Origin of the sequence: Sedimentibacter hydroxybenzoicus DSM 7310, from assembly GCF_013403245.1 — a bacterium.
Classification (GTDB): domain Bacteria; phylum Bacillota; class Clostridia; order Tissierellales; family Sedimentibacteraceae; genus Sedimentibacter; species Sedimentibacter hydroxybenzoicus.
In genome coordinates, this window is sequence record NZ_JACBNQ010000003.1 from 126462 (window position 1) to 139723 (window position 13262).

Below are 13262 nucleotides of genomic sequence, written 5' to 3' on the forward strand. Positions count from 1 at the left end.
TTTTTGCATTGCAGGAATTGCCGTCAAAATCAAACATAGCTGCTTTAGCTGCCAATCGATTTGCAAGCTAAAGATTCCAGCAATGATTTAAAGGACCTCTTCCCTTTCCTATGCTGAAGTTTGCCTTTAAAGCTCCTGTTATATAATTTTTTGCGTTTAATATACTTGTTTTTACATCATGACCCTCTGCTAAATTGCATGCAATTGCCGATGACAGTGTGCAACCGGTTCCATGCGAATTCATATTGTTTATTCTTTCCTGCTCATACCATATACAATCACCGTCCATGTATAACAAATCATCGCTGCCGGTTACCAGATGGCCTCCCTTTATAAGAATATAACCGGAATATTTTTCAGCTATTTTTATCGCTGCTTTTTCCATATCCTCTTTATTTTCAATTTCAAATCCACACAATACTTCTGCCTCCTGTATATTGGGAGTTATAACAGTGGCAAGGGGCATCAGTTTATTTATAAGCATTTCAATTGAATCATCCTTACAAAGCTTACTGCCGCTTGTAGCTACCATTACCGGGTCAAGAACTATTTTTTTTGCTTTGTATTCAATAAGCTTATCTGCAATAACTGATATTATTTCTTTATTAGAAACCATTCCGATTTTTACAGCATCAGGATAAATATCGGTAAAAACGGCATCCAGCTGCGCTTCTACGAATTCCGGTGGTACTTCTGATACACCGTATACACCCGTTGTATTCTGTGCCGTTAAAGCTGTTATAACACTCATTCCATATATTTTATGACAGGTCATTGTTTTTAAATCTGCCTGAATACCGGCTCCTCCGCTTGGATCGGAACCGGCAATTGTTAGTACCTTTTTCATTCTTGTCTCCTTTATTTGATTATCTGCTTTATTAATTTTAACAATTCAGAGGTTGCGTTTCTAATATTATCCTGCGCAAAAATTGCCGACACTACTGAAATTCCCGCAATGCCTGTGCCTGTAAGCTCAAGAACATTATCTTTAGATATACCTCCGATTGCAACAACAGGTATACTTACCGCATCACATATTTCCTTTAATGTCTCAAACGGAACCGTATCAGCATCAAGCTTTGTAGACGTATTAAAAACTGCACCCACACCTATATAATCTGCACCGCTTTGCTCTGCTTTTATAGCTTCTTCAACTGTTACAGCTGAAAGACCTATTATTTTATTAAATCCAAGTTTTTCTCTTGCTGTTTTAATTTCTTCATCACTTTGTCCTATATGTGCTCCGTCAGCATCAATTGAAGTTGCTACATCCACATTATCATTTATTACGAAAGGGATATTGTATTTATCAGTTACTGCTTTTACCTCTCCGGCAATTTTTAAAAATTCTTCATATCCTAAGTTTTTTTCTCTTAGCTGGATAAATGTTGCTCCCCCCAATATTGCTTCTTCAACTGCTTCGGGAAGTGTTTTTTCTTTTAACCATGTACGGTCGGTAATTGCATAAAGCAGAAGTGCTTTATTATCTAATTTCAAACTTAGCACCTTCTTTCAGCATTTCAGCATCAATTTTACTCATAAAATCAATTAAATAACACTTAAGTGAGGATGTTCCGTCATCATTCTTTTTCATTTTTTCATAAGCAAGTTCACCGCATAATCCCATAGTACATACTGCAGCCGCAGTTGCGCTGGAAAAATTATCCTTATTAACACCGCAAAAAGCACCTATAATTGAACTAAGCATGCAGCCCGTTCCGGATATTTTACTCATAAATGGGTGGCCATTTCTAATAACGTATGCTATTGTTCCATCCGCAACAATGTCTATGGCACCTGTAACCGCCACAACAGCAGATAGTCTTTCAGACAATGAATTTATATATTTAACAGTTTCATCTATATTTTCTTCGGTGATGGTATCATCCACACTGGCATCTACGCCTCTTGTTCCTTTTGTACTATCCCTGCCTACTGTTTTTATTTCAGACATGTTGCCTCTAACCACAGCAAATTTTACTTCTTTCAGCAGTCTGAAAGCAGTATCTGTCCTTAATTTCGAAGCCCCTGCTCCTACAGGATCAAGTATGACAGGTATATTAAGTTCATTTGCCCTTTTACCTGCTTTTAGCATCGATTCAACAGTTCTTGAATTTAATGTACCTATGTTTATTACCAAAGCATTGCATATTGACGTAATTTCTTCAACCTCATCTATATCGTCAGCCATTATGGGTGAACCGCCACAAGCTAACAATATATTTGCACAATCATTCACTGTTACATAATTTGTAATATTATGTACTAACGGTGTATTACTTTTAACATTTTTAATAATTTCTGAAAACATATTTAACCCTCCTGCAGATGTTATATTTTCTAAACTAAAAACGGGATTTACCAACATGTGGTATATCCCATTCATTTTCACAAACAGTTCCCTACGTTGGCATTATCCAAATCAGGTTCGGTCGAAACTAACAGTTTCCTCTCAGCCTATTAATAAGCTCCCGATATTTAATTAAATTATAAAACATATTTATCTGCATGACAATAACTTTTTTAATTTTATTTATACATATGGTAGTAATTTACTCCGGCCGTAAATACAATTTCTCTGTACTCAGATAATTCGTCTATTGTCACAAGCTGAAATCCTCTTTTAATTAACTCCGGAATTACTATTTCAGACGCTTGAACAGTACTGTCATATAAATCATGCATCAGTATAATATCCCCGTCCTTTACATCTTTAAGAATATTCTCAACAATTATTCCGGCATTTCTGTTTTCCCAGTCACGTGTATCGATTGACCATTGAATTATCGGCTTTTGTATTTTTTTATTTAACTCTTCACTTGTGCTTCCATATGGCGGTCGCATAACCGTCGGTGTATAACCTGTAGCTATATAAACCAAATCATCTGTTCCTTGAATTTGCTTGTATAATTCTTCATAGCTTATTGTTGTTAAATTCTTATGATTATAAGTATGATTACCTATCTGATTGCCTTCCTCTATCATTCTATTCAATATATCCTTATTTCCATGTACCTGAGATCCTAATACAAAAAATGTTGCAACTGAATTGTTTTCTTTTAATGTATTTAATATTTCAGTTGTATATATGGATGGTCCGTCGTCATAAGTTATAGCAATCATTGGTTTACTTGGATCTATTTCTCTATTATTTATACTTTCTTCTGTAGTATTTACTTCAATAGGCCCAGGTGCTTCAGGGATTGTGTACTGAACATTGCCTGTATTCGGCTTGTTTTGCTCATTTATTTTAATATTATCTTTCGTATCGGAATATACTGCATAATCATTATAAATGTTTGCTTGAGCTACATTCATATCCGTACTCATTAATAATGCCATCATTAAAGCAAATGTTAAAGTAAAAATTCTTTTTGTCATAATATATCCCCCTATATGCATTTATATATAAATATCATATATCCATTGATATAAAACATCAATATTAATAAATAGGATATACATCCAGATATATCATAGTAATGACAATTATTTTAATGAGTACCATTTTGTGTATTAGATATCCCGAAACCCCTAAAGCAACTGCATTTTACTTACCATTAAGCAGGGAATTCTTATTTTGAATTATTCAGTATTCTATTCATTATAATATATGTCTGCTCCCTTGTTATATTAGATTTAGGAGAAAACATATTATTGCCCACACCTTGCATGAATTTATTTTGCAAAACAAAATTAACTGCATCAGACGCCCACGATGATATTTCTGATTTGTCTATTAAGTTCATATACTCAGTGTCTGTTTTAATTCCTAAAAATTTTGCCAAATTAGCGAGCATAATGGCAGCTTCTTCTCTTGTTATTTCATTTTCTCCGTCAAAAATACCGTTTCCTCTCCCCTTAACAATACCTAAATGCATACAAATTGCAACATTTTCGTTAAATTCATCAACTATGGGCGGATTAATCACATCTATTTTATTATAATCAATAATATCTTTTTTTGATGTGTTATAATATTTTTCTAAAAAAGCAACTATTATATCACAAAACTCATACCTCTTAATATCGGAGGTAAATAATGCCTGATATTCAAAGGGCACTAAATTGTTTTCAATTGCTTTACTTACTTCGTCTACTGCCCATGACGAAGGCCCCTTTGTCTGTTTAAAATAATCTATTTTTCTGCCGTAATTTTTATATCCCTGCCACTGGGCAGCTAACAGTCTTTCACCATTAATATTAACCACATCTATCATTGAATAGTGTGACTGGGTAAGCTCCTGCCCTGCAAAATTAACGATACTGTTGTAACCGTTACTTCCTCCTGCAAAATATTTATCGTTGATATACCATATATCAGAATAATGGCTGTTCTTTAATACAGCCTCACCAGTAATCTTATCAATCAAATTGGCATAACCGTTACTTTTTACAACCATATATCTGTCCGAAAAAGAAAAATATATATCGTCATATATAGGATGTACTACTACATTTCCCTTCATGTCATAAACAGCATACTTGCTTTTATAATTTTCGACATATACTTTTGCCGTAATAAATCCATCAGCAGCATACACTATATCTATTGCTTCAGCAGGCAGTATTATATTCCCTTTTGCATCCAATAATCCTGCCAGTCCATCCTCATAAAACTTTAAGCCGTCACCGACGTATTCAATTCTATCATAAACAAACGGTACAATTTCCTTGTTTTGCATATCAATTATCCCGGCTTTACCGTCTTTTTTAGCAACAACAAGCTCATTTTCCAAATACCTTTCATCTATATATTTTAAGCTTTGATATTCGATAGGTATAACAAATTCGGCTTTATTTCGATCAAACAGTCCTGATTTGTTATTTTTAGTTATCTGTGAATAATTCATTGAATCGGACACAATATGTATTTCATCATATTCAAATGGCACTACAATATCATCATTTATATTGATTACACCATATTTGAAATCTTTATCTGCGGCAATTATAAAGCTGTCGTTTATATACTGTAGGTTATAATAATTGAAGGGAAGTATTATATCCTGATTAATATCTAATATTCCTCCACCCTCGTCATTTTGTACAACTATCCTGTCATCCTTCAAATACAATAAGCTGTCATATACAACAGGTATTACTTCTTTTTTATTATATTTATCGTAAAGTCCGAACTTGTAGCTTATTTCTTCATCAACGCTCATCAAAAGCCAATATTTATCACTCACTGTCGGATCGGCAAAGGAATATCCTTCAACTATGCATTCCGCACCGTCCTTATCTACAAAGCCGAGCCTTGTCAATTTATCATCAAGTGGAACAAAAAAGCTATAATACTCCTCGTCATAATGATAGAACTCACCATTTTCTATTCCTGCATAATCTAAATAATTACCCTTTAACTCAATCCTGCTGCCATCCGATTTTAACAAATACCAACTGTCGTCGCTTTTACTTCGTATTATTTTGTCATTTCCAATTCCATCAAAGTAATCATAATCTAATGTAATTTTTTGTATATCATCATTAAATTCCACACCATATGTAATATTGAACATTGAAAATACAAAAACACATACAATCATCACAACTACCGTCTTGCACAAATAACTTTTTTTCATAACTTCCTCCATGTTTAAAATATAATTTTTATTTCAAATTATATATTTAAAAATTATTCTCCCTGGTATGAACATATACTTTTGATTAACCTGTATGCTCGGTTTTTCCTTTCTCCTTGAATATTATCTGTAATACTACTTTCACCAACACCTGCATAATTTATTCATTTATCTGTTAATATGCCATATTCAATGGAATATAACCTGCCTGCTCAATACATTTTTGGCCTTCCTGCGATATCATCCATTCTAAAAATTCACCTGCAATATTTTGTTCATCCTCCTTGCGGATTACACCATAATAATTAGTAGTGAATGAATAGGATTTATTCCTTAAGTTTTCATCATCAGGCGAAACCCCTTCAACCTTAAGAACTTTTATATTTTCATTCTTATACAAGGTATCTATATAATATTTGTAAGTATATCCAATACTTGCCTGGCTGTTTTCATATTCACCAACCGCGTCAACAAGCATTCCCATTCCTGCCGCAACTTTAACTATGTTTGGAGGAAGCATAGGAATACCCTTCATTACTAAATTTTCCATAGCAGTCTGGCTTCCGGAATTTTTTTCCCTTTGAAATGCCTTAATACTTTGATTCTTTCCCCCAACCTCTTGCCAGTTTGTAATTTCACCTGAATATATTTTTTGTATCTGTTCGATTGTAAGAGTGTCTACTGCATTATCCTTATGTGTTATAAAAACAAAGGCATCATAACAAACAGGTTCTATAATCAACTCAACATTGTTATCCTTTGCTAATTTAATTTCTTCATCAGATGGTTCTGTAGCAATAATTAAGTCCACGGGATGATTCTCATCCAAAAACGTAGTTGCAGTTCTGATCATTCCCATTGTATTAGGTTTTTTAAATATTAAATTTTCATATGCGTAGTGAGTTGTTGTAAATGAAGCAAAATCATTGGCATCTTCATCCGTAAACTTTAAATGCTGCCTTGCAAATTCAACTGCCATAGGTATTGCAACCGTTGATCCGTCAAGGCTTGGATATGTTCCGAACTCTATTTCATAATAGTCTTCCGGTCCATTGGGTGTATTCCAGCTTCCCTTCACTCTTCTTTCACCAAGCTGAAATTGACTGTTTTGAACATATTGCACCCAGTTTTTACTTCTTTGTACTTCCTGATTAATGTGCGACCATGATCCCGTCTTATCAGGTATTCCCGTTTTATTTCTATTGGTTCTATTAAAAAAAATAAAAATTACTGCTGCCAAAAAAATGCAGATTACAAAAATTTTTTTCTTTTTCATTTACTTCCCCTTACTTTCTATTTATTATACTTACAGTATAAGCAACCGACACCAAATCTGAAAATTTGGATTAGCTGCTTATGTACCATATTAGTTAGACGTATTTTAATTTGAATTTGTTCTATCTTTCTATCCTATAATATAAATCTTTTATATGAACACTGCCATCTTTAGAAGCTATATAAGAAAATCAAGTTGGTTTTTAAAAAACTTTCTATCAAAAAATAGTGGAGATTTGATGTATTATGTCAAATCTCCACTATTTCCTCTAAAATATTTTATGCTTGATTCAGCAGACTTTTTTTATACGCTGTTTTATTTTCGTACATACGTTTATCAGCTAACGATAAAAGATCATTCATTTGATTTGAACTTATTTCATGCGAAAAGGCAACACCGATAGCAAAACTGATTTTTATTTCACTCTCTTTAGAATTATACAGGTGAGTTTTCTCATTTAAATAATTCATATAATCATTTATATTCTTTTGTGAACAATTTTCAAAAATCGCCACAAATTCGTCTCCGCCATTACGGCATGCAAATCCGTATGGACTGCTTGCTTCCTTTAAAATTGCAGCAAAATCTCTTATAAATTTATCTCCTGCTTCATGTCCGAGTAAATCGTTAGTAACCTTTAAATTATTCAGGTCAATATACACACACGCTAAGTCGGGCAAAATTTCCATTTCATTGTATTTAAGAATAATTTCATTACAATGCGCTCTGTTAGGTAGACCGGTCAAATTATCAATGTATGCGACTTGATTTAATGCAACATTTTTATTCTGCACTAAAATTTTACTGATAAACTGCTGTATGCTGAAAATTAATATTAAAATTACACTTATAAATAATCTTGTTCGCATGGAAGCCAATTTTTCTACTTTACTTTCAACGTATGCCTGAGTTTCAAATACCATGCTATTAGACATTTCATAATATTCATTACTTAAATTATAGAGTCGCAGAGGGTCAGCACCTGCCCTGTAATTATAAATTTCTTCTTTCAATTCTACCCATTTTACTTCTATAGCAGAAAGCAATTCCTGAAGCTTTTTATCTTCATGTATAGCAAAATGATTATTTTCATCATGCGTTTTTAACTGGCTAATTATACCGTCCAGTTGCTCTATAAGTTCATCGCTTGGTCTGTTTGATAATTCCTGCTTTATTAATAGTTGAGTTCCTCCTCTTATAATACCCACATAATTAACGGATTTACTGTCATTATGCAGTATTTCGATTGAGAATTCAATAGAAAAAATACTTATTATCAATATTACTATAAATAAACTCTGAATTAACAATTTAACAAGATTATGTTTTATAAATATTAATATATTCATATATGAGTAATTATCCTTTAGGGTCTGATTTAGAGAAAACATCTTCTTATTTTTTTCTAACAATATATTACAATAAATTGTATATTAAAACAAGAATTATTTTCAGTAAAAAAAATTTATTATATGCAAAAAAAATAATTACTGTTTCATTTATACTCTATAAGTTTCCCCGCTTCATACTTATATAATTTAGGTTCAACATTTTGTAATCCTGATTTAATAATCCATTCGTCATTTATTGTGTCTAGGTATGCATATAAATTTCCGGTAGCTTCGGTTATTTCTGCTCTCTCAAAGCAATCATTATTCCATCTGTATATATCTACAAATGGTGGCAGGCTTCCTGTAGAACCGGCAATTAATTCATCTTGACCATCTCTGTCTAAATCAGCAATAGCAGGAGAACCCATAGTTAATAAATTTTCCCATTCATTACTATCTTTATTATAAGCTATTACTTTTAATTCTATGTAGGTAGCACCCATACCACCGGTAATATTAATTTCCTTGATACCATCATAGGTTCTGTCAGATAAATTTACATCTATACCATTAAATCCATAACTACTGATTTCTCCTAGTTCATACAATTTATTGTCATGCTCTAAAAATCCATATATTGTTCCTTCACCAGGCCTTAATTCGGGGTTTTCGTTACTGTCTACATACAAATGCACTGTTGATTCTATCTGATTAGGCAAGTCACCAAAATAAATGCTTTTTCCTCTGATCCATCCTTCTTCCGGTAACCCCTCTATTAATGCCGTTTTTGGTACAGATGTAAACGACAAATCAATTACATTTTTATATGTATTGTCGTTGTTTTCAATAATATCATTACCATTCTCTATTAATTCTTCATTATTATTTGCACATGCCGCAAGCATCATAATGATTGTAATCAAAAAAATCAGTTTTGCTTTCACATTAATTCCTTCCGTTCATTTATGATTTATTCTCTGATATGTAATGATTCAGCTATTTTAATAATCTCTTCTCTGCTTTCATAACCTGAAATCATATGCACATAATTATTGTCATTGATTATTATGGTTGTTAGACCATTTTTACTGTATATTATTCCACTCTTGTCCTTAATCGTTATTTCTTCTGTTGTTATCCCTTCTGTATCTACTGCCATACTCACACCTAAAGTAAATTGGTCAACCATAATTAGTTGATCTTTTTCATTAGCGTAAACCAGAAAATGCATCGATTTCATATCCTTGCTTTCTTCAATTAAAGTATATCCTTCAGTCATGTATAAAGGTACGTATACGTCTTCAATCATTTCAGGAACTGCGATATTTTTTTCATTGTCAAACAAAATCTCTGAAAATTCAGTATATATTTTTTCGGTCAGCTTGATTATCGGCAGCCTAAAAGCTTCAACACTCATGGATGCCGCAGCGATAATTATTATTAACGATGCGGCAACAATACTTCTCCTGACTTTGAATTTATCTATATTAACATATTTTATATTTGCTTTCTTTATTAAAGTTTTCATCCTTTTATCGAATTCATCTGAAAAGCTATAGTATTCTTTTAAATCTACGGACGAAGGAATAGTATTCAACTCATTTTCCATTGAAATTATCAATGCATTTTTTAATATTTCATTAGCCATATCAATTTCCCTTTCTTGCTAATACACCCGTTAATCTATTTGACCTATACTGATATGTTCTTTAAGTTCTTTTCTGCCATATATAAGTTCCTTATACAGTTCTCCGTATGACCCTGATAATGGTGTGTTATCTGACAACTTAAATCCCAGTATGTCTTTCCAGATTACCAATGCTCTGTTTACCGGCTTAAGCTTTAACAATGCACTTTGAATTCCTTTTATGTTATCGTTACATCTTGATTTCGGCATGATTAAATATATTTTGAATAATTCTAAAATAGTTAATTTGAACATACCTACAGTTATTTCATTATCTTTATTAAAATTACTAATCGTATTCATTATTGCTTTTGTTGATATTTCTTCAGCAATTTCTTTATCACCGGTCAGCTGAAAGGCAACCGAATATATCCTATTAAAATAAACTTCGATATTCATAAATTCTACCCACCTATATGCTCTGATAATTCTCTCTACTATATAAACAATTTTAAATGGCATATGGGGACAAAAAATATAAAAAAATTTAAAAATTTTTTTGCTTTCACTTGCTTACATTGCTTCTTTAATGTTTTCGGCTAATTTTCTTCTTCCTCTTTGCAGCCTTTTTTTCACGGCCTCATTGGAAATATTAATTAATATTGATATCTCCTGAGTGCTGAGTTCCTCTACGTACGATAAATACAGCACATCCTTATATATCACCGGTAAATTCATAATCTCTTCTATTATGAAATCAAAGGACAGTTTTGACAATATCTCATCTTCTAAGCTTATATCGTATGAAACATTTTCTTCGAAATCTTCAATTTCAACAATTGGTTTTTGTTTTTTCAGAATATTAAAAGAAATGTTCCTGACTATAATTACAACATATCCTTTTGTTCTTGAACTTATAACATCCGATATATTGTCCATGCTTTTAGCAATATTTATAAACGCATCATGAACAGCATCTTCGGATAAATAATCATCCTTTAAGATGCTCTTAGCCACATAAAACATTGTGAGCTTGTAATTGTTATAAATTTGCTCAAATTTGCTTTTTTCTTCTTCAGTATCCAATAAGCTTAAATAAATTAACATATAAAAATCCTTTTTATTTAAATTTTTTGTTTATTATCTGAATTTTATTTTAATATTGCCTTCAAGCCTTGTAGTCATAACTAATATTATGTAAACAATACATAAGTTAATTTAAGATTTCCACGGGCGTAAGCTTCCTAACCATCCCTGCTCTTTCCAATATTCTACATCTGTTTTATTGAAACCGCCTTTTTTTTGAGCTATGCGCATTGCATGAAACAGTGCTTTTACCTTTATGCTCGGTGTCACATTCTTGAATTTTTTTATTATTTTTGAAGATATTTTATCTACATCCTTATAAATGACAGATTTTTTATCATCACTCACACTGTTCCAGTCGATTGCTGCAACACCTTTTCCATATCTGAATATTCTTGCTATCCCCCAAAAGGTAAGGCTGTCTGCAATGTCCTTATTTGTTGATTTCATGCCTGCTCCTGCTGCTGTAGAAATAACGAGAGCAATTTTTCCGAACATTGCTTTATTTGGCCGGTGAACCATCCATTGATATCCGAAATTGTCAAGCAATGCTTTCATTTGACCTGTAGTGTGATATACGTATACGGGACTGGCAAAAATCAACATATCGGCTTTTTCAAGTGCAATTCTAATTTTATTTACCTGTTCATAATCAGGGCAGTATTCCTCTCCCTTCATGAAACACAGACTGCAGCCTTTACAAAAATGGGGCATATCCCTTGGAAGAAAAATTTCCCTTACTTCGGATTTTTCATCTCTCAGCTTGTTTAAAAACAATTGCGCAATGTTATATGTGCTTCCTTTGCGCTCAGTACCATAAACCAAAGTTATATTCATAATGTACTTACACCTTTAACTCGATATCCACGCCGAGCAAATCACGGTTTTCTTCAAGAAGAGGTTCTATGGTCTCATTGAAGAATTCCTCCACCTGCTGCGGCGCCCTTCCCGTGTAATTTGCCGGATTTATTGTAATTTCAATCTCTTCTCTTGACATATTTATAACATTGCTCTTTGACATCCTCTCAATCAGGTCATTCGGCATTCCGAATTTTTTAACCTGCTCTGCTGCCTGCATTGAAAGAACTCTTATTTCTTCGTGGAGATCCTGCCTGTTTCCTCCGCGCTTAACTGCTTCCATAATGATATTTTCTGTTGCCATAAAAGGAAGCTCTTCATTTATATGCTTTTCTATTACTTTTTCATTTACGACCATTCCACCGAATATATTGATTGCAATACCTAAAATTGCATCTGCCGCCAAAAATCCCTGGGGTATTGCCAATCTTTTAATTGCCGAATCATCCAATGTTCTTTCTAACCACTGCGTAGTAACCGTATTAGCCATGTTTGCTTCATTGGAAATAATAAAACGTGCCAATGATGCAATTCTTTCGCTTCTCATAGGATTTCTTTTATATGCCATTGCAGAAGAACCGATTTGATTTTTTTCAAATGGCTCTTCTATTTCTTTTTGACTTTGGAGTATTCTAATATCATTAGTCATCTTATGTAAGCTTTGGGCAATGCCGCTTAAGGTTGACAATACGTAAAAATCAACCTTTCTTGTATATGTCTGTCCGGTTAATTTAAAGGCATCCTTAAAACCCATTTTCTCTACAACCTTTTTCTCTAACTCTTTTACCTTATCTCCGTCGTTGTCAAACAGGTTCATAAAGCTTGCCTGAGTTCCCGTAGTTCCTTTGACACCTCTCAGCTTAACCAACGACAACACATGATTAACTTCCTCATAATCTAAATATAAATCCTGAAGCCACAGGGAAGCTCTTTTACCCACCGTTGTAAGCTGAGCCGGCTGGTAATGAGTGTATCCCAATGCCGGTAAATCCTTATATTTTAAACAAAAATCCGATAGAACCTTTATTAAATTAATCAATTTCTTTTTTAGCAGCAATAATGCTTCCTTCATTAATATTGCATCCGTATTATCCACTACATACATGCTTGTTGCACCAAGATGGATAATTGGCATAGCAGAGGGACAACACGTACCAAAGGTATGTACATGTGCCATAACATCATGTCTGAATTCCTTTTCTTTTTGTGCTGCCAAATCATAATCAATATTATAAATGTTGGCTTTCATTTCTTCTATTTGTTCGCCTGTTATGCTTAATCCTAATTCCTTCTCCGCTTCCGCCAAAGCAACCCAAAGCTTTCTCCATGTTGAAAATTTCTTTTCATCAGAAAATATATATAGCATTTCCTTGCTTGAATATCTTGTTATAAGCGGATTTTCATATGTATCTCTCGACATTACAGCCTCCATAACGATTAAATTGTGATAATATTATTTTATCTCTAAATTAAAAAGAAGTAAACATTAAAGTTTACTT

Annotated in this window: 13 protein-coding genes and 1 riboswitch; all 13 genes read right to left on the bottom strand. The window is 32.9% G+C overall.

Annotated features, from left to right (window positions below; genetic code table 11):
• Positions 1–67 precede the first annotated feature (67 nt).
• On the bottom strand, positions 68–847 hold the full coding sequence (gene thiD, locus HZF24_RS05490; RefSeq protein ID WP_179237277.1) for a bifunctional hydroxymethylpyrimidine kinase/phosphomethylpyrimidine kinase: 780 nt from the start codon (positions 845–847) through the stop codon (positions 68–70).
• Between the two features lie 11 nt (positions 848–858).
• Complete coding sequence (gene thiE, locus HZF24_RS05495; RefSeq protein WP_179237278.1) at positions 859–1497, bottom strand: thiamine phosphate synthase; 639 nt, start codon at positions 1495–1497, stop codon at positions 859–861.
• Positions 1484–2311 carry a hydroxyethylthiazole kinase gene (gene thiM / locus HZF24_RS05500; RefSeq protein WP_179237279.1) on the bottom strand — a complete coding sequence of 276 codons (828 nt, stop codon included), beginning with the start codon at positions 2309–2311 and terminating at the stop codon, positions 1484–1486. Before thiM ends, thiE begins: the two co-directional genes overlap by 14 nt.
• 69 nt (positions 2312–2380) lie before the next feature.
• A riboswitch (TPP riboswitch) is annotated at positions 2381–2485 on the bottom strand.
• Positions 2486–2529: 44 nt separating this feature from the next.
• A complete protein-coding gene (locus HZF24_RS05505) occupies positions 2530–3381 on the bottom strand; it encodes a polysaccharide deacetylase family protein (RefSeq protein WP_179237280.1) in 852 nt (283 codons plus the stop codon).
• Positions 3382–3575: 194 nt separating this feature from the next.
• A complete protein-coding gene (locus HZF24_RS05510) occupies positions 3576–5585 on the bottom strand; it encodes an S-layer homology domain-containing protein (protein ID WP_179237281.1) in 2010 nt (669 codons plus the stop codon).
• 175 nt (positions 5586–5760) lie between these two features.
• A complete protein-coding gene (locus HZF24_RS05515) occupies positions 5761–6861 on the bottom strand; it encodes a PstS family phosphate ABC transporter substrate-binding protein (RefSeq protein WP_179237282.1) in 1101 nt (366 codons plus the stop codon).
• Between the two features lie 278 nt (positions 6862–7139).
• Entirely contained in the window at positions 7140–8210 is a 1071-nt protein-coding gene (locus HZF24_RS05520) for a GGDEF domain-containing protein (RefSeq protein WP_179237283.1), read from the bottom strand.
• A gap of 146 nt (positions 8211–8356) precedes the next feature.
• The gene (locus tag HZF24_RS05525; RefSeq protein WP_179237284.1) at positions 8357–9136 is read right to left on the bottom strand and encodes a hypothetical protein; all 780 of its coding nucleotides are present in this window, start codon (positions 9134–9136) and stop codon (positions 8357–8359) included.
• Positions 9137–9162: 26 nt separating this feature from the next.
• Entirely contained in the window at positions 9163–9840 is a 678-nt protein-coding gene (locus HZF24_RS05530; protein ID WP_179237285.1) for a DUF4367 domain-containing protein, read from the bottom strand.
• Positions 9841–9870: 30 nt separating this feature from the next.
• Positions 9871–10278 (bottom strand): hypothetical protein, encoded by a 408-nt coding sequence (locus tag HZF24_RS05535; RefSeq protein ID WP_179237286.1) that lies wholly within the window; start codon positions 10276–10278, stop codon positions 9871–9873.
• Positions 10279–10392: 114 nt separating this feature from the next.
• Positions 10393–10926 carry an RNA polymerase sigma factor gene (locus HZF24_RS05540; RefSeq protein WP_179237287.1) on the bottom strand — a complete coding sequence of 178 codons (534 nt, stop codon included), beginning with the start codon at positions 10924–10926 and terminating at the stop codon, positions 10393–10395.
• 111 nt (positions 10927–11037) lie between these two features.
• Positions 11038–11742, bottom strand: a complete 705-nt coding sequence (locus HZF24_RS05545) for a flavodoxin family protein (RefSeq protein WP_179237288.1) — start codon at positions 11740–11742, stop codon at positions 11038–11040.
• A 7-nt stretch (positions 11743–11749) separates the two neighbouring features.
• On the bottom strand, positions 11750–13183 hold the full coding sequence (gene purB / locus HZF24_RS05550; RefSeq protein WP_179237289.1) for an adenylosuccinate lyase: 1434 nt from the start codon (positions 13181–13183) through the stop codon (positions 11750–11752).
• Between the last annotated feature and the right edge of the window lie 79 nt (positions 13184–13262).